Source organism: Flavobacterium sp. Flavsp81, assembly GCF_059491325.1.
On record NZ_CP168505.1, the window covers coordinates 2,394,042 to 2,414,670 of the forward strand.

At 33.0% G+C, this 20,629-nt stretch carries 21 protein-coding genes; 14 read left to right on the plus strand and 7 right to left on the minus strand.

Translation table 11 applies throughout. The features are described from left to right. The first annotated feature begins 7 nt into the window (after positions 1 to 7). A complete protein-coding gene (locus ACEN92_RS09760) occupies positions 8 to 640 on the plus strand; it encodes an IMPACT family protein (RefSeq protein WP_495642174.1) in 633 nt (210 codons plus the stop codon). Between the two features lie 31 nt (positions 641 to 671). On the opposite strand, the gene ACEN92_RS09765 is transcribed toward ACEN92_RS09760, so the two are convergent. Then, the gene (locus tag ACEN92_RS09765; protein WP_495642175.1) at positions 672 to 1,076 is read right to left on the minus strand and encodes an acyl-CoA thioesterase; all 405 of its coding nucleotides are present in this window, start codon (positions 1,074 to 1,076) and stop codon (positions 672 to 674) included. Between the two features lie 188 nt (positions 1,077 to 1,264). On the opposite strand from ACEN92_RS09765, the gene dnaA reads away from it, so the two are divergent. From dnaA to scpA, 10 genes are all read left to right on the plus strand, one after another. Further along, positions 1,265 to 2,692: a chromosomal replication initiator protein DnaA gene (dnaA, locus tag ACEN92_RS09770; RefSeq protein WP_042565136.1), complete on the plus strand. Its 1,428-nt coding sequence runs from the start codon at positions 1,265 to 1,267 to the stop codon at positions 2,690 to 2,692. Between the two features lie 7 nt (positions 2,693 to 2,699). Beyond that, positions 2,700 to 3,167 carry a low molecular weight protein-tyrosine-phosphatase gene (locus tag ACEN92_RS09775; RefSeq protein WP_495642176.1) on the plus strand — a complete coding sequence of 156 codons (468 nt, stop codon included), beginning with the start codon at positions 2,700 to 2,702 and terminating at the stop codon, positions 3,165 to 3,167. An 84-nt stretch (positions 3,168 to 3,251) separates the two neighbouring features. Continuing rightward, positions 3,252 to 3,965, plus strand: a complete 714-nt coding sequence (locus tag ACEN92_RS09780; RefSeq protein WP_495642177.1) for an SAM-dependent methyltransferase — start codon at positions 3,252 to 3,254, stop codon at positions 3,963 to 3,965. Positions 3,966 to 3,987: 22 nt separating this feature from the next. Beyond that, complete coding sequence (locus ACEN92_RS09785) at positions 3,988 to 4,368, plus strand: energy transducer TonB (protein WP_495642178.1); 381 nt, start codon at positions 3,988 to 3,990, stop codon at positions 4,366 to 4,368. 78 nt (positions 4,369 to 4,446) lie between these two features. Then, on the plus strand, positions 4,447 to 5,574 hold the full coding sequence (locus ACEN92_RS09790) for a methionine aminotransferase (RefSeq protein ID WP_495642179.1): 1,128 nt from the start codon (positions 4,447 to 4,449) through the stop codon (positions 5,572 to 5,574). Between the two features lie 74 nt (positions 5,575 to 5,648). Beyond that, positions 5,649 to 6,530: an SDR family oxidoreductase gene (locus ACEN92_RS09795; RefSeq protein WP_495642180.1), complete on the plus strand. Its 882-nt coding sequence runs from the start codon at positions 5,649 to 5,651 to the stop codon at positions 6,528 to 6,530. A 249-nt stretch (positions 6,531 to 6,779) separates the two neighbouring features. Beyond that, positions 6,780 to 7,388, plus strand: a complete 609-nt coding sequence (udk, locus tag ACEN92_RS09800) for a uridine kinase (RefSeq protein WP_348098733.1) — start codon at positions 6,780 to 6,782, stop codon at positions 7,386 to 7,388. A 158-nt stretch (positions 7,389 to 7,546) separates the two neighbouring features. Beyond that, positions 7,547 to 7,873, plus strand: coding sequence for an FtsB family cell division protein (locus ACEN92_RS09805; protein WP_495642181.1), 327 nt, complete (start codon positions 7,547 to 7,549; stop codon positions 7,871 to 7,873). A gap of 16 nt (positions 7,874 to 7,889) precedes the next feature. Next, entirely contained in the window at positions 7,890 to 9,254 is a 1,365-nt protein-coding gene (locus ACEN92_RS09810; RefSeq protein ID WP_495642182.1) for a methylmalonyl-CoA mutase subunit beta, read from the plus strand. Positions 9,255 to 9,297: 43 nt separating this feature from the next. Further along, on the plus strand, positions 9,298 to 11,439 hold the full coding sequence (gene scpA, locus ACEN92_RS09815) for a methylmalonyl-CoA mutase (protein WP_495642183.1): 2,142 nt from the start codon (positions 9,298 to 9,300) through the stop codon (positions 11,437 to 11,439). Between the two features lie 66 nt (positions 11,440 to 11,505). Here scpA and ACEN92_RS09820 read toward each other — a convergent pair whose 3' ends face one another. The 5 genes from ACEN92_RS09820 to dapF all read right to left on the minus strand — a co-directional run bounded on the left by ACEN92_RS09820 (position 11,506) and on the right by dapF (position 15,578). Beyond that, positions 11,506 to 12,150 carry a peptidoglycan-binding protein LysM gene (locus tag ACEN92_RS09820; RefSeq protein ID WP_495642184.1) on the minus strand — a complete coding sequence of 215 codons (645 nt, stop codon included), beginning with the start codon at positions 12,148 to 12,150 and terminating at the stop codon, positions 11,506 to 11,508. A gap of 98 nt (positions 12,151 to 12,248) precedes the next feature. Further along, the gene (locus ACEN92_RS09825; protein ID WP_495642185.1) at positions 12,249 to 13,169 is read right to left on the minus strand and encodes a DUF2279 domain-containing protein; all 921 of its coding nucleotides are present in this window, start codon (positions 13,167 to 13,169) and stop codon (positions 12,249 to 12,251) included. Positions 13,170 to 13,171: 2 nt separating this feature from the next. Continuing rightward, the gene (mltG, locus tag ACEN92_RS09830; RefSeq protein WP_495642186.1) at positions 13,172 to 14,212 is read right to left on the minus strand and encodes an endolytic transglycosylase MltG; all 1,041 of its coding nucleotides are present in this window, start codon (positions 14,210 to 14,212) and stop codon (positions 13,172 to 13,174) included. Between the two features lie 12 nt (positions 14,213 to 14,224). Beyond that, entirely contained in the window at positions 14,225 to 14,758 is a 534-nt protein-coding gene (locus ACEN92_RS09835; protein ID WP_495642187.1) for a GNAT family N-acetyltransferase, read from the minus strand. 37 nt (positions 14,759 to 14,795) lie between these two features. Beyond that, positions 14,796 to 15,578: a diaminopimelate epimerase gene (gene dapF, locus ACEN92_RS09840; protein WP_495642188.1), complete on the minus strand. Its 783-nt coding sequence runs from the start codon at positions 15,576 to 15,578 to the stop codon at positions 14,796 to 14,798. A 136-nt stretch (positions 15,579 to 15,714) separates the two neighbouring features. Between dapF and ACEN92_RS09845 the strand changes: the two genes are divergently transcribed. Both ACEN92_RS09845 and ACEN92_RS09850 read left to right on the plus strand, forming a co-directional pair. Beyond that, positions 15,715 to 17,115 carry a S1C family serine protease gene (locus tag ACEN92_RS09845; RefSeq protein WP_495642189.1) on the plus strand — a complete coding sequence of 467 codons (1,401 nt, stop codon included), beginning with the start codon at positions 15,715 to 15,717 and terminating at the stop codon, positions 17,113 to 17,115. Between the two features lie 158 nt (positions 17,116 to 17,273). Beyond that, on the plus strand, positions 17,274 to 18,716 hold the full coding sequence (locus ACEN92_RS09850; protein WP_495642190.1) for a glyceraldehyde-3-phosphate dehydrogenase: 1,443 nt from the start codon (positions 17,274 to 17,276) through the stop codon (positions 18,714 to 18,716). Between the two features lie 62 nt (positions 18,717 to 18,778). Here the strand turns inward: ACEN92_RS09850 and ACEN92_RS09855 are convergent, their stop codons facing one another. Then, positions 18,779 to 19,237, minus strand: coding sequence for an Lrp/AsnC family transcriptional regulator (locus tag ACEN92_RS09855; RefSeq protein WP_495642191.1), 459 nt, complete (start codon positions 19,235 to 19,237; stop codon positions 18,779 to 18,781). A 199-nt stretch (positions 19,238 to 19,436) separates the two neighbouring features. Between ACEN92_RS09855 and ald the strand changes: the two genes are divergently transcribed. Next, complete coding sequence (gene ald, locus ACEN92_RS09860) at positions 19,437 to 20,552, plus strand: alanine dehydrogenase (RefSeq protein WP_495642192.1); 1,116 nt, start codon at positions 19,437 to 19,439, stop codon at positions 20,550 to 20,552. Positions 20,553 to 20,629: the final 77 nt, after the last annotated feature.

Consider the following 20,629-nt stretch of genomic DNA (forward strand, 5'->3'; position numbering starts at 1 on the left):
TTTACTTTTGGAATATAACGATACTTATCAAACAATTGCTTTTGAGTCAGAAGAAGTGCTTTTTAAGGAAAAAGGCAGTAAATTCTTTGGGTATGCTTTTCCCATAGAAAATGAAGACGAAGTAAAACCCATCATCGAAAGTTTAAAGAAACAACATCCACACGCTGTGCATTATTGTTATGCTTATCAACTTGGCACAGCGCCAAAAATATCTTATAGGGCAAACGATGATGGAGAGCCAAACAATACTGCCGGAGCACCAATTTATGGACAAATTCAATCATTTGGATTAACTAATGTTCTTTTAGTAGTTGTCCGCATTTTTGGCGGAATCAAATTAGGTGTTGGCGGATTAATTGCTGCTTATAAAACCACTGCACAAATGACACTTGAAGTTTGTGAGATTATTGAAAAAACAATTGACGTTCACTTTATAATCTCTTTTGATTATAAAAACATGAACAAAGTAATGCGTGTCGTCAAAGAAAAAAAACTGGAAATTATATCTCAGGAAATAGAAATTGATGAAGATTCCGGACTGGCAATTGGCAAAATAACAACAAAAACACGTAAAAAAAATGCCGAATCAGTATTCGACATTTTTAATTTAATGTTTGAAATTGATATAAAAATTATATAAATTGATATAAAAACAGATTTCCTCTTAATAATTATTCAAGCGTTTTAAACAATTCTAAAATATAATCCGGAGGAGCTGTTGGACGCCCCGTTTTTAACGAAATAAATACTAAAATAAACACAGCTGTTGTTAATAACTCATTTGTTTCATTATAGATTGCGCAATCAAATTCTATCTTGACTGACGACTGACTTTTGAAAGTCGTATGAATTGTTAACAACTCATCGTAACGGGCTGATTTTTTATAGTTTATTTGCATAGAAACAATTGGCAATCCAATACCACTTTCTTCCATGCTTTTATAGGAAATCCCTTTGTTTCTGAGCCATTCAACACGCCCTATCTCAAAATACGGAATATAATTTCCGTGATATACAACTCCCATTTGATCAGTTTCAGAGTAACGAACCCGTACTTGAGTTTGATGATTTTTCATTATTTACAGATTAAAAAAATTTAGTTTTAAAAAGTTCCCTTACAACATTTTTTTTATAAAATTAGAGCCCAAAATATTTTTTTTTACAGAAATTTGTTCACATATTTGTTATCCCGAAATACGGAATAAAATTGCTCCTTTTTTATTAGGAGAATCTTTATCAATAATAAAAAAATTTATCTGAATTTATGACTAAAACTGCTCAATCGGTATGGGAAAACTGTTTGTCCTTTATAAAAGACAATATTCAAGATCAAGCATACAAAACTTGGTTTGAACCAATCAAATCAGTTGAGCTAACCGACAACGCGTTATATATTCAGGTACCAAGTAAATTTTTCTACGAATGGCTCGAAGAGCATTACGTTAAATTATTGAAAGTTGCACTTACCAAAGAACTGGGAAAAAACGCGAAGTTACTCTATAAAATTAAAATGGAAAACACTTATGGCAACAAACAACCGTTTACCGAACAGTTGCCAAGTGCCAATAGAGTACCAATGAAACCGCAAGAGGTTGATGCTCCGTTTAAAAACTTAAATCCTGAACTTAAAAATCCGTTTGTAATCCCCGGAATAAGAAATTTAAAAATTGAGTCGCAATTAAATGCGAACTACAGTTTTGACAATTTTCTTGAAGGAGATTCAAATCGTTTGGCCCGTTCTGCAGGTATGGCTGTTGCCAACAAACCGGGAGGCACATCTTTTAATCCCTTATTGATTTTTGGCGGAGTTGGTTTAGGGAAAACACACTTAGCACATGCGATAGGTGTAGAAGTAAAAGATAAATATCCGGAAAAAACGGTTTTATATATTTCTGCCGAAATTTTCACACAACAATATATTGATTCAGTCAAAAAGAACAATCGTAATGATTTCATTCACTTTTATCAATTAATAGATGTTTTGATTATTGATGATGTTCAGTTTTTATCTGGAAAATCAGGAACTCAGGACGTTTTCTTTCATATTTTTAACTATTTACATCAAAACGGAAAACAGGTAATTTTAACTTCTGACAAAGCTCCTGTTGATATGCAGGATATTGAGCAGCGTTTGTTATCACGTTTTAAATGGGGATTATCAGCTGAATTACACCAGCCGGATTATGAAACCCGGATCTCAATTCTTAAAAACATTTTATATCGTGACGGTGTTGAAATTCCGGAAGATATTATTGAATACGTTGCACGCAATATCAAAACAAATGTCAGAGAGCTTGAAGGTGCCATCATCTCATTAATTGCACAATCTTCTTTCAACAAAAAAGAAGTTACGATTGAGTTAGCCAAAAGCGTAGTAGAGAAATTTGTCAAGAATGTAAAAAGAGAAATCTCTATCGACTACATTCAAAAAATTGTATCTGATTATTTTCAGTTGGATATCGAAACACTTCAATCAAAAACCAGAAAAAGACACGTAGTTCAGGCAAGACAACTTGCTATGTTTTTTGCAAAAAAATTTACGAAAGCTTCTTTAGCAAACATTGGTTCACAAATTGGAGATCGCGACCACGCCACTGTATTGCACGCTTGTAAAACAGTTGACAATTTAGTTTCCACAGACAAACAATTCAAAAAATTTGTCGAAGACATCAACAAAAAATTAACGTTGTAAACATATCATGCCGGTAAAAATTTTAATGGTTTGTTTGGGAAATATTTGCAGGTCACCTTTAGCTGAAGGTATTTTAGCATCTAAATTACCACAAAACAAATTCAAAGTAGATTCTGCAGGAACCGGATCCTGGCATGTTGGTCATTCACCGGATAAACGTTCTATCGCTGTTGCTCAAAAAAATGGTTTATGTATTGACCATCAAAAAGGAAGACAATTTAAAGCTTCAGATTTTGATGAATTTGATTATATTTATGTAATGGATAATTCTAATTATAATGATGTAATTCATCTGGCAAAAACACCTGAGCATAAAGAGAAAGTTCAACTTATCCTGAATGAATTATTTCCGGACGAGAACGTCGATGTTCCGGATCCTTACTTTGGTGTGACTAACGGCTTTGATAACGTATATCAGATGCTGGATGAAGTAACAGATGTAATCGCAAAAAAACTCATCGAAAAACACTCTTAACTTATTTATCTTTCAATGATTCTATATCTAAGTAATTGAAAGATATTATATTATATTTTATTTTATAATCTATAAATAAATCACATGAAACTTCTCGGAAAACTATATTTAATTCCAACGACTATGGGCGAAAGTGATCCGATGGATGTTTTGCCGCAAACAGTTAAAAGAAGTATCGATTTTATAAATCACTATATTGTTGAAAACGAAAAAACTGCCAGAAAATCAATAAAAGCAGTTTCACCAGAGAAAAAGCAATCTGAACTTATTCTTTTTACACTTAACAAACGTACAGAACCAAGCGAACATTTAGACTTCATCAAACCTTTATTAGAAGGAAAAAATGTTGGTTTAATGAGCGAAGCAGGATGCCCTGGAGTTGCAGATCCCGGTGCTGTGATTGTAAAACTGGCACATGAAAAAGGAATTCAGGTCGTTCCTTTAGTTGGTCCTTCATCTCTTTTATTAGCCATGATGGCTTCCGGAATGAACGGACAAAGTTTTACTTTCAATGGATATCTGCCAATTGATAAAGATGAGAAGAAATCGGCATTAAAATATTTTGAAAAATTATCGCAGGATAAAAATCAGTCTCAACTTTTTATTGAAACACCATACAGAAACAATAAATTGGTTGAAGATTTATTACAGATTCTAAACCCTGCAACACATCTTTGTATTGCGACAGATATTACCTTACCAACAGAATTCATTAAAACAATGCGAGTTTCTGATTGGAAAAAATTAAAAGTTGATTTGCATAACCGACCAACAATTTTCATTATACATAAAATGTAAACTAACTTAAAAACCATCATCTATGAAAAAGTTTTTAATCCTGATTTTAATTTGTTTTGTACAAAATATATTTTCACAAGGCGTTATTAATGATAATAATATTTACAATAGAGCTGGTATAGATATAAAACCTGAATTTCCGGGAGGTGAGAACAAATTTTTAAAATTTTTTGATGCCAATTTTAAAAATCCAAAAGAATGCAATAAGCAATGCCAATTTATAGTTGAATTTGTTGTTGAAAAAGATGGTTCACTCACCAATATTAAAACCTTGAGAGAACCTGATTACGATATAAATAGTGAAATTATTCGTGTTTTAAACATATCTCCTAAATGGATTCCCGGCAAACACAATGGCAAAACATTAAGAGTACTATATTCATTTACTATGTCATTAAAATAATTAACACAACAGGTTCTTATTCTTTAAAAACAGAATTATTTTATTCCACTCACAAGTTTTCCCCAAATCAAACTTTCCATGAGTAAACTTCCAAACGTCAGCACTAGTATATTTACGGTTATGTCAAAAATGGCGACTGAATATAATGCAATTAATCTTTCCCAGGGATTTCCAAATTTCCCTGTTGATGAAAGATTAACAGACATTATTGCAAAATTAGCCAAAGAAAACGTGCACCAATATACACCAATGGCAGGTTATCCGCCTTTGATGAATCAGATTGCAAAATTAATTCAGAGTTCTTACAAACGAACAATTAATCCTGATTTAGAACTTCTAGTTACAGCCGGTGCAACACAAGGAATTTTTACTACTATTTTAGCTTTGGTAAAAACTGGCGATGAAGTTATTATTCTCGATCCAAGTTATGACTCTTATGAATCTCCCGTTTTATTGTGCAATGCTAAACCAGTTCGGGTGGCACTAAACGATGATTATACACCAAATTGGGAAACGATAGAAAAAGCCTGCTCTTCAAAAAGCAAGATGATTATCATCAATAATCCACATAATCCAACTGGAAAAATTCTAACTCAAAATGATTTTTTAGAATTAGAAAAAATACTTGCAAAATTTCCAAATATACTTGTATTATCTGATGAAGTTTACGAATACATCACTTTTGAAGAAAAACACATTTCGGCACATACAAAAGATTTCCTTTTAAACCGTTGTATTATGGTTTCTTCTTTCGGAAAATCATTTCATATTACAGGCTGGAAAATAGGTTATACTGTAGCTCCCGAATATCTGATGAAAGAAATTAAAAAAGTACATCAGTTTTTGGTTTTTAGTGTCAACAGTATTTCACAAGCTGCTATTAGCCAATATTTAGATGTTGTTGATGTAAATCTGCTTGGAAAATTCTATCAGGAAAAACGTGATTATTTTCAAAAACTATTAGAAAACAGCCGATTTGAATTAAAACCATGTGAAGGAACTTATTTTCAGGTTGCTTCCTATGCAAATATTTCTGACGATGATGATGTGACTTTCTGTAAAAAATTAATCATCGATCATGGCGTAGCTGCAATTCCTATTTCAACCTTTTATTCTGATCATAAAGACCAAAAATTAATACGTTTTTGCTTTGCCAAAGATGACTTCACATTAGAGTCGGCAGCAAAAAAAATATGTCAAATATAAATTTTTTCTAAAATTTATAACAATATTATGCACGCATCCTATTTAAATTAATTAATTTTGTAAAATAAAAAAGTATGAGCTATACAGATAAAATGTTACGAGACGATGCTTTAAAAGGTAAAGTCATTGTAGTTACAGGCGGCGGAAGTGGTTTAGGGAAAGCAATGACCAAATATTTTTTAGAATTAGGAGCTCAGGTAGCCATTACTTCAAGAGATTTAGAAAAGCTAAAAACAACAGCAACTGAGCTCGAAGCTGAAACTGGTGGAAAATGTTTACCGCTTCAATGTGATGTTCGTCATTATGAAGAAGTAGAAAACATGCTTCAGGAAGTTTTAAAAGCTTTTGGAAAAGTAGACGTTCTTTTGAATAATGCAGCTGGAAATTTCATTTCTCCAACAGAAAGATTATCTGCAAATGCATTTGATACTGTTATCGACATTGTACTAAAAGGTTCTAAAAACTGTACACTCGCTTTTGGAAAACACTGGATCGACAGCAAACAAAAATCAGCTACGATTTTGAATATTGTTACCACATATGCCTGGACAGGATCTGCTTATGTTGTACCAAGTGCAACCGCAAAAGCAGGAGTTCTGGCCATGACAAGAAGTTTAGCTGTAGAATGGGCAAAATACGGAATTCGTTCTAATGCAATTGCTCCGGGACCATTCCCGACTAAAGGTGCCTGGGACAGATTATTACCGGGAGATCTTGCTGAAAAGTTTGATATGGCTAAAAAAGTACCGTTAAAACGTGTTGGAGATCATCAGGAATTAGCCAATTTAGCAGCATATTTGGTTTCTGATTTTTCTGCTTACATAAACGGAGATGTAATTACGATTGATGGTGGCGAATGGCTAAAAGGCGCAGGACAATTTAATTTACTTGAAGCAATTCCGGAAGAACTTTGGGATCAGCTTGAAATGATGATAAAAGCAAAAAAGAATAAATAATTACAAGTGCTTACTAAATTCAGAATATTTTATAAAAACTATACTGATTGCACCAATCCCGATAGCATTTCTGTCGGGATTTTTTATGTTTTAACCATTTAAGTAATATAAATTCAGTTAAGTAATACAATGTTTAAACATTTTGCTGCTTAAATTTACTTACACTACTTAAATGGTTTAAATACATAATATAATTACACAATTGACTTAAATTATTATTTTTGTCAAACAAATATATAACATCAAATTATGCTCATTATTGGAATTGCAGGAGGAACAGGAAGTGGAAAAACGACAGTAGTACACCAAATCATGAACGAATTGCCAGACACTGAAGTTGGCGTAATTTCTCAGGATTCATACTACAAAGAAACTCATAATTTATCATATGACGAAAGAGCATTAATCAATTTTGATCATCCGAGATCTATTGATTTTGAATTATTGGAAAAACACCTTAAAGCTTTAAAAGCGGGTGAAACCATTGATCAGCCGGTATATTCTTTTATCCAGCACAACAGAACTGACGATACCGTTTCGACACATCCCCGAAAAGTAATGATTGTTGAAGGTATTTTAATTTTAACTAATCCTGAGTTACGTGAGCTTTTTGATATTAAAATTTACGTACATGCCGATTCTGATGAAAGATTAGTTCGCCGTTTAAAACGTGATATTTCAGAACGCGGACGTGATATCGACGAAGTTTTAACACGTTATCAAAATACGTTAAAACCAATGCATGAGCAATTTATAGAGCCTTCAAAAGCATTTGCCGATATCATAATTCCAAACGACAAATACAATACCGTGGCTATCGATGTAGTTCGTGCCGTAATTAATCAACGAATTTTATAATTTTTATTGTAAATTTATTCCATAAAAATCAGGAGCTGTTTCCCGCTCTCGCCTTTATCTTTTAATGGCAGAAAAAGCCATAAAAAGGATATCGGCTCCATCGGGGCTAAAAAGACGAGTCTCATTCAAAAGAAGTAATCGGTTAAAAGTAAACTAAAATGAAAAATCCATATAAAGACAAAAAATGGTTTAAACTCCTGAGCAATAAATATGTCTGGGTTCTACTTTTTTTTGTCGTTTGGATGTTATTTTTAGACAATTACTCCTATTTTGATCATCGTTTTTTAGACAATCAAATCAATGAACTCGAAGATAATAAAACCTATTATCAAGAGGAAATTAAAAAAGACCAGGAACAAATAAAACAACTTAAAAATCCTGAACAGATAGAAAAATATGCTCGCGAAAAATATTTCATGAAAAAAGACAGCGAAGATATTTACATCATAAAATTTGAAGGAGACACTATTCAGGAAAAAGAATAATCAGAAAAAATAACCAATGGCTACTACCCTATTCGACGATTTTAATCCGATTTCATCCAAACAATGGAAACAAAAAATTCAGTTTGAGTTGGATGGAGCTGATTATAACGAAACTGTAATCTGGCATTCTCCGGAAGATATTCAGGTAAAGCCCTTTTATCACAGCGACGAATTTTCAAAACCAGCTTCAGTAGAAACAAAAGCAACAGATTTTAAAATCTGCCAGAACATCTTTGTTTATGATATCGAAAAATCAATACAAAGGGCTGCAAATACACTTGAAAGAGGCGCTGAAAGTTTACGTTTTACTATTCAAAACGAAAAAATTGATCTTCAAAAACTATTAGAAAATCTTCCTTTAGAAAATAGAATCGTTTACTTTAATTTGAATTTTATTTCAATCGATTTCGTAAAAAAACTAGAGACTATTTCGATCCATAAAAAAGCTGTTTTTTATTGTAATCTGGACCCAATTGGTCATTTTGCCCGTGAAGGGAATTGGTTTACAACTTCAGATAAAAATAATTTTGAAACCATTGATTTAATTTCAAAAGCAACCAAAAATCTTTCTTTAATAAGTGTAGATTCTGGTTTGTATCAAAATGCCGGAGCCAATATTATACAACAAATCGCTTATAGTTTAGCTCATGCAAACGAATATTTAAACCGCCTGCCAAATATTCCGAAACAAATTGTTTTTCAGGTTGCTGTCGGAACAAATTATTTCTTTGAAATTGCTAAACTTCGTGCATTGCGAATGCTTTTCAAATTAATTGCAGACGAATATAACCCGGATTTAGAATGTCATTTATTAGTTACTCCCACCAAACGCAATAAAACCATTTACGATTACAATGTAAACATGCTCCGCACCACAACCGAATGTATGTCGGCGATACTTGGTGGCGCTGATACTGTAGCCAATTTACCTTATGATTCACTATATCATAAGGACAATGAATTTGGCGATCGGATTGCACGAAATCAATTACTGATTTTAAAACACGAAAGCTACTTTGACAAAGTAAACAATCCGGCCGACGGAAGTTATTATATTGAAAGCCTTACTATGCAGCTAGCTGAAAAAAGTCTCACTTTATTTAAAGATATTGAAGCAAATGGAGGCTTCCTGAAACTTTTGAATGATGGAACTATTAAAAAGAAAATCCAGGAAAGCGCCAATAAAGAGCAGGAATTATTTGATGCAAAAAAAGAAGTTTTAGTGGGTACAAATAAACATCCAAACAAAGACGACAAAATGAAACATGATTTAGAACTGTTTCCTTTTGTAAAAATAAAACCAAGAAAAACATTAATTACGCCAATTATAGAAAAAAGATTAGCCGAAAAATTAGAGCAAGAGCGGTTAGAATTAGAATAATAATTTTCAAAGTAATTAATAAATTACTCCAAAGAGTATTTCCATGATAAGAAAAGATCTAAAACATATTAAGTTAAAAGTTAAAAGCGAAGAGTCAAGTAAACTGACGCATAACTCAGAACATATAACTAAGAACTTTGTCACCGCTGAAGGAATTGAATTAAAAGAAACCTATTCTGAAAAAGACATCGAAGATTTAGAATTTCTGGATTTCGGAGCAGGTTTTTCGCCTTATCTACGCGGACCGTATGCGACTATGTACGTAAGACGCCCGTGGACAATTCGTCAATACGCTGGATTTTCTACAGCTGAAGAAAGTAATGCTTTTTACAGAAGAAATTTGGCAGCGGGACAAAAAGGATTATCCATTGCTTTTGATTTACCAACCCACAGAGGTTACGATTCAGATCACGAAAGAGTTGTTGGTGATGTTGGAAAAGCAGGTGTTGCCATAGATTCTGTTGAAGACATGAAAGTGTTGTTTGATCAGATTCCACTTGATGAAATGTCGGTTTCTATGACAATGAATGGTGCTGTTTTACCCATTATGGCATTTTATATTGTTGCCGCAGAAGAGCAAGGTGTTGCCATAGAAAAACTTTCAGGGACTATTCAGAATGATATTTTGAAAGAATTTATGGTGCGTAATACTTATATCTATCCGCCAGCACCATCAATGAAAATAGTTGCTGATATTTTTGAATTTACCAGTAAGAAGATGCCAAAATTCAATTCAATATCAATTTCAGGTTATCATATGCAGGAAGCCGGCGCAACTGCCCATATTGAATTGGCATACACACTTGCTGATGGTTTGGAATACATAAGAACCGGATTATCAACAGGAATGACGATAGATGAATTTGCGCCACGATTGTCTTTCTTTTGGGCAATTGGAATGAATCATTTTATGGAAATTGCCAAAATGAGAGCCGGCAGAATGATTTGGGCAAAATTGGTAAAACAATTTAATCCGAAAAGTGATAAATCATTAATTTTAAGAACACATTGTCAAACGAGTGGATGGAGTTTAACAGAACAGGATCCTTTTAATAACGTATCCAGAACTTGCATAGAAGCTGCCGCGGCAGTTTTTGGAGGCACCCAGTCTTTGCATACCAATGCACTTGATGAAGCCATTGCACTTCCAACCGATTTTTCGGCAAGAATAGCCCGTAATACTCAGATTTTTTTACAGGAAGAAACTAAAATAACAAAAACGGTTGATCCATGGGCAGGGAGTTACTATGTTGAAAGCCTTACCAATGAAATGGTAGAAAATACCTGGAAACTGATAGAAGAAGTAGAAGAATTAGGTGGAATGACAAAAGCTATCGAAGCCGGAATTCCTAAATTACGAATTGAAGAAGCTGCTGCGCAAAAACAAGCACGAATAGACAGCGGACAAGATATAATTGTTGGCGTAAATAAATTTCGGTTAGAGAAAGAAGATCCATTGCACATTTTGGATGTTGACAATCAAATGGTTCGTAAACAGCAAATAGAACGTCTTGAAGAAATAAAATCAAAAAGAGATACTGAAAAGGTAAATCAATCACTCGAAAAATTAATTCTTTGTGCTAAAACCGGACAGGGAAACTTACTGGCTATTGCTATTGAAGCTGCCCAAAACAGGGCTACCTTAGGAGAAATCAGCGATGCTCTGGAAAGTATCTTTGGCAGATTCAAAGCACAAATTAAATCCATTAGCGGTGTGTATAGTGCAGCAATAAAAAACGATGAAAGTTTTGAAAAAGCAAAACAATTAGCAGACGCTTTTGCAAAACAAGAAGGCAGACGTCCGAGAATTATGATTGCCAAAATGGGACAAGACGGACATGATCGCGGCGCAAAAGTAGTAGCTACAGGTTATGCCGATGTTGGTTTTGATGTAGACATTGGTCCACTTTTTCAAACACCTGCAGAAGCAGCGAAACAAGCTGTTGAAAATGATGTACATATTTTAGGTGTTTCATCATTAGCAGCAGGGCATAAAACATTGGTTCCTCAGGTAATCGAAGAACTTAAAAAACACGGAAGAGAAGATATCATGGTAATTGTCGGAGGTGTAATTCCTGCACAGGATTATCAATATTTATTTGATGCCGGAGCAGTTGCTGTTTTTGGCCCCGGAACAAAAATTAGCGAGGCAGCTATTAAAATTCTTGATATTTTAATCGATTAAGAAAATCTATGACATAAAAAAACCTGCCTTAACAGCAGGTTTCTTTTTTATAAAGCTTACACTTTATTAGTTGTTAATTGTAGCATTACTGTCTGCTTCAATATAAGAAAGATCATAACCTCCAAAGGCTTTCATATAACTTCTTAACGAAGTACCATAAGCATCCTTAAAATGTCTGCTTCCTCTGTTTTTAAAGAAGTTTTTTACCGAACCTGCACCTCCAAGATGTGCAGCAGCTAAAATTCCGGATTCTGTAATTTCAACACCATTAATGACCTTTCCTTCATACCTTTCAATTTCATTACGCAAAATCCATTTGTTTTTAGATAATAACGCAATAAAAGCTTTTTCTTGTAAAGCAGGGTTTTTCAGAAAAGCTTCATCATTATTAATTCCGATAGCTCTTAAGGCTTTAGACCCAAATTGGTATTTTCCCATGTAACCCAGAGAATTTACTTTTCGGTATTTCCCTTGAGATTCCTTAAAAGCAACCGCTTCTTTAAAGCCAATAAAATAATTTCCGGTGTATGGGAAGTTAAAATTTAAATTAGGATAATCATCCTCTTCTTGCGATGGAAATAAGTATTCGGATCCATCTGTCTTTTCAGTTAAAAACCAAGGTTTGGTTTCCAGGGTAAAGGGTTTAAAACCCAGGCTTAAAAATGTAATAATAACAATCAAACTCGAGTAAAAGTACCATTTCTTTATCATAAATTGCTTTTCTTCAAAACGCTGTCACCTTTTTGAAATTTCTACGGTGCAAAGATAAAACAAATACAAATATACTGAAAATCAATTATTTAGCATTTTTAAAAATAAAACGCATGTGCTTTAAACCCTTTATTGGCGGAGTATTCCAAAGTTGGAGCAGGAATTTTAATTGTATTCAAAACAGAAAAAATAGTTTTCAAAAAATGCGATTTTATGTTAATTTTAGCTAAATCCACATCAAAACTAAGAAATAACTTACGATGTCTTTGAGGGTTTTCGGCCGAAAACGGAATTTCATTTTTAATATTTCCTGATAGCATTCCTTCAGCTCCATGACCAAAAGCTAGATTTAGCCATTTTGGAATTTTTGATTCTTTAGCAAAAGAATGAAGATTTACAGAAAGCCAATATGTTTGTCCATTATAGTCTTTCAGGATTTGCTCATTAAAGGATTTACCCAAAATATCGGGGTTCTGTTTTGCGTATGAAGTAGTATGAAAAGAAAATTTAGGTATAATTCGTTGCTCTTTCCAAAGTAATTCCTGTGATACATACAATGCTGTTCCCGTTGTGTTAGCAATAATGTCTCCTGAAGAAGCGCCCCATTCGGATGAATAACCGTCTAAAACTTCAACAGCGGCCAAAAAGGCAAAACCTATACCAGCTCCATAAATTAATTGTTTTTTAGAACTTGCTCCACTCCAGTTAAGAGCTTCGGCGCTAAATCTTCCTAAATGGTAAGCGGAATAAAAATGTCCCACTTTATCCATCTGAAGCCATTCATTATTATCATTTATAAAATGAAAATCTGATTTTGAATAATCAGCATACCAGATCTGATTCAAACCAATTAAAGTAGCTGAAGCTAAAGCCGCTTCAGTTACAATAACTGTATTTTGTCTTTTTATATTTAAAGTATCGGAAGGTGTTAAAAAACTTTCGATTTTACTTTGAGCATATATTGATTGAAAACTCAAAAAATACAAAATCAATAAAATAATGGCATTTTTTAAATTCAAAACTATCTTATTACACCCTGACCAGCGATCCAGTCTGAATATTTTTTTGCATTTATAGTATGCTGCTCATAAGTAGAAGCAAATTCGTGGTATCCAAAACGATCTACACTTGCACAAAAATAAATATAATCATTCTTTTCAGGATTTAAAACTGCATCAAGAGCGGTAATATCAGGCATTGCAATTGGTCCCGGAGGAAGCCCAATATTCACGTAAGTATTATATGGAGATTTCATAATTAAATCATTATAAAAAACTCTTTTGATAACCTGATCAAAGTTATTCGATTTTAATTTTAAAGCATAAATTACAGTTGGATCTGCCTGTAAAGGCATTTCTAAACGTAAACGGTTTAAATAAACACCGGCGATACGAGGTCTTTCATCTTTTTTAACCGATTCTTTATGAACAATCGATGCTAAAATTGTAGCCTGAACAGGTGTTAATCCCTGAGCTTTAGCTTTTGCAATTCTTTCGTCAGTCCAAAAATTATGATATTCCTTAATCATTTTATCACGAAATTTTTCAGCTGAAGTATTCCAATAAATTTCATAGGTATTAGGAATAAACATCGCAAAAACATTCTCTTCGTTAAAACCATTAGTTTTTAAGAACGCAGAATCTTTAATTGCTTTCATAAGAGATAAACTGTCTGCTTCAATCTCAGAACCTACTCTTCCTGCGAAATTCTCCAAACGCTCCTGATTATTAAAAGCTAATTTTACCGGAACATTCGAACGCATTGCTCTAACCAAATCGATATTATTCATACCTTTTTTAAGCAAAAAACGACCTGATTTTACATTTTCAGGATAGCCTCTTTTATTGGCAACCATTTCAAAATTATCAAAATTCTTAATGTAGGGCTCTAATATTTTTTTAACATCTGTATAATTAGCTCCCGTTGGAACATGTACATAAAGTTCTTTTTCTTCAAATTTAGTATTGGCACTAAAAATTCTGCTTATTAATATAAATCCGTAAATCATTAAAACAGATATTACGGCTACGGCAGTTAACGTGATAATTTTTTTTATAGTCAAAGCTGTGTAAATTTAAACTTGTTTATTAATTAACTGGAAAATTGCCTCATCATGATATTGGCCATTCAGCAAAATCCAATCTTTTTTAATTCCTGTTTTCTCAAAACCAAATTTAGTAAAAAGAGCTATACTTGCTACGTTTTCTACACTAATATTTGCATACAACTGATGCAAATTTAAATTATAAAAACAATACTTAATTAAAAGTGCTAAAGCTTCAGATCCAATGTTTTGATTTCTATTGTCTTTGTTTTGGATTACAATTCCAATTCCAGCCCTATTGTTTTTAGGATCAAATTCAAATAAATCAATCAAACCTATAGCAGGAAAATCCTCATCCTGACAAATTGCAAGGCGTAATTGCTTGGCCTCATAAATATCCTGAGCTGCATTTTCTAAATATTGTCTGACTAAAAAACGGCTGTATGGAGTTTGCGTGTTGCTGACTTCCCAAATACTCTGATCATTCTCCATTGCATAAACAAACTCCAGATCATTAGGTTCTAATGCACGCAGGTAAACTGATTCGCCTTGGAGTGTTATCATCTTAATTTTAGATTTTAGATTATTTCCAATTGAAATTTTAAATCTCTATAGTTCCTTTAAATACGAATTTTGCTGGTCCTGTTAAAAAAATATTTGTAAAATGATTTCCGGTTTTATCAAAAGAAACAACAAGTTTTCCTCCTTCAACATTCAAATTAATGGAAGTTTTGTCAGTTTGTCCAGTTGCATTCATCGCAATTGCAACGGCTGTTGCGCCAGTTCCACAAGCTAAAGTCTCATCTTCAACACCTCTTTCGTAAGTACGAAGTGAAAATTCAGAATCATCAACTTTTTTTACAAAATTAATGTTACTTCCTTTTTCTCCATACAACTCACCATACCGAATCGCAGCTCCATTATCTTTTACATTGTAATGTTCCAAATCTTCAACAATTTGAACATGATGAGGAGAACCGGTATTCAAAAAAGTATAAGTATCTTTTTTTTCTACCTCATTAACATCAATCATTTGAAGAGAAATAATGGCATCATCTCCAACAGAAGCATGATGCAAGCCATCAGTAGCCATAAAAATTGTGTTATTTTTAATAATCCCCAGTTGATTTGCAAAAGCCACTAAACAGCGACCTCCATTACCACACATAGAACTCTGATTTCCATCTGAATTATAATAAACCATTCTGAAATCAGTATTCGAATCATTTTCAAGTAAAATCAATCCGTCAGCGCCGATTCCAAATCGCCTGTCACACAAACGTTCAATTAATTTGATATTGTCTTTAGGAAAAAAATCTAAACGATTATCAATCATTACAAAATCATTTCCGGTACCTTGGTATTTATAAAATTCTATTTGCATTTTTATTCAATTATGAACTACAAAAGTACGAAGATTAATTAATGAAATGTTAATCAATGTTAAAGAGAGTTAAACCGTTTTATCAAATAATTTTTTTAAATAAATTTGCGTTAATAACTAAAATATAAACTCTATTATGAAAAGATTTTCAACCTTATTTTTAGTGTCATTATTAAGTGGTGTCACTACTCTTGGTGCTTACAAGTTATTATTTGAAAGCAACAATTCTTTTTTAGGAAGAGGAAATTCTGTTGTAACTCTTGCCCCTGATTCATACGGAAAAACTGTTGGCTTACCAGCGGAAACTGTTGATTTTACCGAAGCTGCAGATAAAACAATTCACACCGTGGTTCACGTTAAAAATGTTTCTCGTCGAACAGTTACTAATCCTATGCTGGAATTTTTCTACGGTTATGGAGGTCAACAACAGCAAGAACAAGTTGGGACCGGTTCCGGTGTTATTATTTCTGAGGACGGTTATATCGTAACGAACAATCACGTTATCAGAGATGCAACTGAAATTGAAATTACCTTAAATAACAAAAAATCATATAAAGCAAAATTAATTGGAACTGATTCCAAAATGGATATTGCTTTATTAAAAATCGATGCCAGTGAAAAACTTCCTTATAGTGTTTTTGCAAATTCTGATAGTGTAAAAGTTGGCGAATGGGTATTAGCCGTTGGAAATCCATATAATTTAACTTCGACCGTAACTGCAGGAATCGTTTCGGCAAAAGCCAGAAATTTAGACACTAGCGGAATCCAATCTTTCATTCAGACTGATGCTGCCGTAAATCCAGGAAACAGTGGTGGTGCATTAGTTAATACCCGTGGCGAATTAATTGGTATTAATACTATGATTTCTTCTATGACAGGATCATACGTTGGATATTCTTTTGCAGTTCCATCAAACAATGCCCGTAAAATTATTGAAGATATTATGGAATTTGGAAATGTTCAGAGAGGAATCTTAGGAGTTGAGGGTGGCGAATTAAACAGCAATGCTTCTAAGGAATTAGGAATTTCTGAAACACAAGGCTTTTACATTAATAAAGTTACTCCAAAATCCGGAGCTCAAAAAGCCGGTCTTACAAAAGGAGATATTATTGTAAAACTTGATGGTCAAAACATTTCTACTTTTGCAGATCTTTCCGGTTATATAAATACCAAAAGACCAAATGATGTCGTGCAGGTTACTTACATGAGAGAAGGAAAATCAAAAGTTGTTCCGGTAACGTTAAGCAAGAATGAATTTTTCAGTGCTGAATTTAAAGGAATAGAATTAGAAAATATTGACGTTACAGATAAAAAGAAATTTCATATTGATTATGGTGTAAAAATTAAAAACATCACAAATGAAAATTTAATGCAATATCAAAACGAACTACAAGGTAATATTATCTTAAGTATTGATAATATAAAAGCAACAAATGTTGAAACCGTTTCTAAACTTTTAAGCAAAAAAGACGAAGGTCAAAGTGTGCGTATCGAAATGATAAATAAGAATGGTGAAATATTTAGAATCATCATATAAAACATCTTAAAATTAATAATCAAAAGTCATCTGAAAAATCAGGTGGCTTTTTTTATTTCAAAAAAAATCATAAAATCATCTACGAAATCGATTGAAATAGATACTTTTGCACAAAATATAAAATAAGTGAGCGTTTTATTATTTCAATTTAATCAATTATGAGCAAAAAAACTTTGTACCAAAAAGAAGTATCAATTCAAGTCGACCGAAGAAGAGCTGGTGTCGAATTAATTAAAATTATAAGCGATTTATGGTATGACAAATCGATCGAAATGGTTTTATTTAGAAATCAATTGTTAGATAAAAATGTCAGCGATATTATCAATTTACACCAATATGCAGGTGAATTTGTTGGTAAGCCTATCTCTATTTTTGATTCGGTCGAAATTGCAAAAGTCATTTTATCTTTAGATCTTCCACCTGCTAAATTAGATCTGGGCAAACTGGCATATGAATATGGCATTGATGAGGAAAAATATCCTGACGCCAGATATTTTGTAATCGAAAAATTAAAAAAAGCTAAAGCTACGGAAGAAATTCAGCCAAAAGATGTTATTTTATATGGTTTTGGAAGAATTGGCCGCTTATTAGCCCGGGAATTAATGTCGAAAACAGGAAAAGGAAACCAATTACGCCTTAGAGCAATCGTACTTCGCGATAAAATTGATAGTTTAGAGAAAAGAGCTTCTTTATTACGTTATGATTCTATTCATGGAGATTTTAAAGGTTCTGTATTTGCAGATCCAAAGAATAGTGCCTTAATTATAAACGGAACTACAGTTCACATTATTACTGCAAATTCACCTGAAGAAATAGACTATACAGAATTTGGAATCAGCGATTCGCTTGTAATTGACAATAGTGGTGCTCATACAACTGAAGAAGCTTTAAAACGACATTTAAAATCAAAAGGTGTCAGCAAAGTTTTATTAACAGCACCTGGTAAAGGTGTTCCTAATATTGTACATGGTGTAAACCATCATGAATTTGATCCTGATAAAATCAATATTTTTTCAGCTGCATCTTGTACTACTAATGCAATAACCCCAATTTTAAAAGTCATTGAAGATACCTTGGGAATTACAAAAGGCCATCTGGAAACTATTCATGCCTACACAAACGACCAGAATTTAGTTGACAATATGCATAAAAAATACCGTCGTGGCAGAGCAGCGGCACTAAATATGGTTATTACAGAAACTGCTGCCGGAAATGCAGTAGCAAAAGCTTTACCATCATTAGAGGGGAAACTAACCTCAAATGCAATTCGGGTCCCAGTTCCAAATGGTTCACTTGTTGTTTTGAATCTGGAAATAAAAAAGGCTGTTTCTGTTGCTGCTATCAATAAAATCATAAAAAAACATGCTCTTGAAGGCGAATTGGTAGAGCAAATAAAATATTCTTTGAATAACGAGCTGGTTTCATCTGACATTGTTGGCACTTCGGCACCTTCAATTTATGACAGTAATGCAACTATCGTTTCAAAAGACGGTAAGAGTATTGTGCTCTATATTTGGTATGACAACGAATATGGCTATAGTCATCAAGTAATTCGTTTAGCCAAATACATTGCCAAAGTAAGACGTTTTACCTATTATTAATTTACAACCAAAAAACCAATTTTCTTTAAACCATCAAGTCTCTTGGTGGTTTTTTGTTTTAATTAAATAGGTAAAACCGTGGTACTTTTCACTTCTGAAATTACAAAAACAGTATTAATCAATGAAACCTCCGGCAAAACCGATAATTTCTTCTGGTGAAAATGATGGTAACTTTCCATATCGGGAATGATGATTTTTAACATATAATCAAAGTTTCCTGAAACATAATTACATTCAACAACTTCAGGCAAATCTAAAATTGACTGATTAAAACCTTCAGAGGTGTCATAAGTCTGTTTTGTTAATGTAACCTGACAATAAACAGTGAGATTATTTCCTAATTTCTTTTTATTTAAAATCGAAACATATTTTTCAATAACTCCTTCTTTTTCAAGACGTTTAACCCGATCATGAACAGGTGTTAATGATAAATTTATTCTGTTTGCAATATCTTTTAAGGTATAATGCGCATTTTCCTGTAAAAGACGTAAGATTTTCTTGTCAATTTCATCTAAAGCCATAATAAATGTTTTTATATCATCTTTAAAATTCAGTCAATTTTTCTTTTAAAAGAGGTTTTCAATTCGATAAAAAGAATATTTTTCTGTAAAAGTAATTATTAAAATAATATTTTCTTATTTATTCCTCAATAATCAATAATAAATTCTCTATTAATATATTTGTAACACAAACACAACAAAAACACTAAAACATAACAAAATGATAATAGGCGTTCCAAAAGAAATAAAGAATAACGAAAACCGTGTAGCTTTAACTCCTGCCGGTGTTTCTGAAATGTTAAAAAACGACCATACTGTTTATGTACAAGCTACTGCAGGTTTAGGAAGTGGTTTTAGTGATGATGAGTATACAAATGCTGGAGCAACAATTTTGGCAACTATTGAAGAAGTATATGCAATTGCTGAAATGATTATTAAAGTAAAAGAGCCTATTGCATCTGAATATAAGTTAATTAAAAAAGACCAATTACTTTTTACCTATTTTCACTTTGCTTCATCAGAAGAACTAACCCATGCTATGTTAGAAAGAGAGGCAGTATGCTTAGCATACGAAACAGTTGAAAAAGCAGATCGAAGTTTACCTTTATTAATTCCAATGTCTGAAGTTGCAGGTCGTATGGCTATTCAACAAGGGGCTAAATATCTTGAAAAACCATTAAAAGGAAGAGGTATTCTTTTAGGTGGTGTTCCTGGTGTTCCTCCTGCAAAAGTTTTAATATTAGGTGGTGGAATTGTTGGAACTCAGGCTGCTAAAATGGCTGCTGGTCTAGGTGCACAGGTAACCATTATGGATTTAAGTTTACCACGTTTACGTCAACTTGACGATATCATGCCTGCAAACGTAAATACAGAAATGTCTAACCATTACAATATCACAAGAGCAATTGCTGATGCAGATTTAATTGTAGGAGCTGTTTTAATTCCAGGAGCAAAAGCCCCTCACTTAATTACTCGCGACATGCTAAAATTAATGCGCCCGGGAACTGTTGTTGTTGATGTAGCTGTAGATCAAGGTGGCTGTATCGAAACTTGTACTCCTACAACCCATGAAAATCCAACGTTTATTATTGATGACATCGTTCACTATTGTGTAGCCAATATGCCGGGAGCTGTTCCTTATACATCAACTTTAGCTTTAACGAATGCTACTTTGCCATATGCTGTACAACTAGCAAACAAGGGATGGGAAAAAGCATGTGCTGAAAACGATGAATTAAAAAAAGGATTGAACATTGCTAATGGAAAAATTCTTTATAAAGGAGTTGCTGAGGCATGGAATCTTCCTTTTAACGAATTAGTGTTAGCAAACGCATAGGCTAACATTAAAATAAGTGCTTACTAAACACTAAATTTAAAAAGGCTTTTCAATTAAGAAAAGCCTTTTTTATGGAA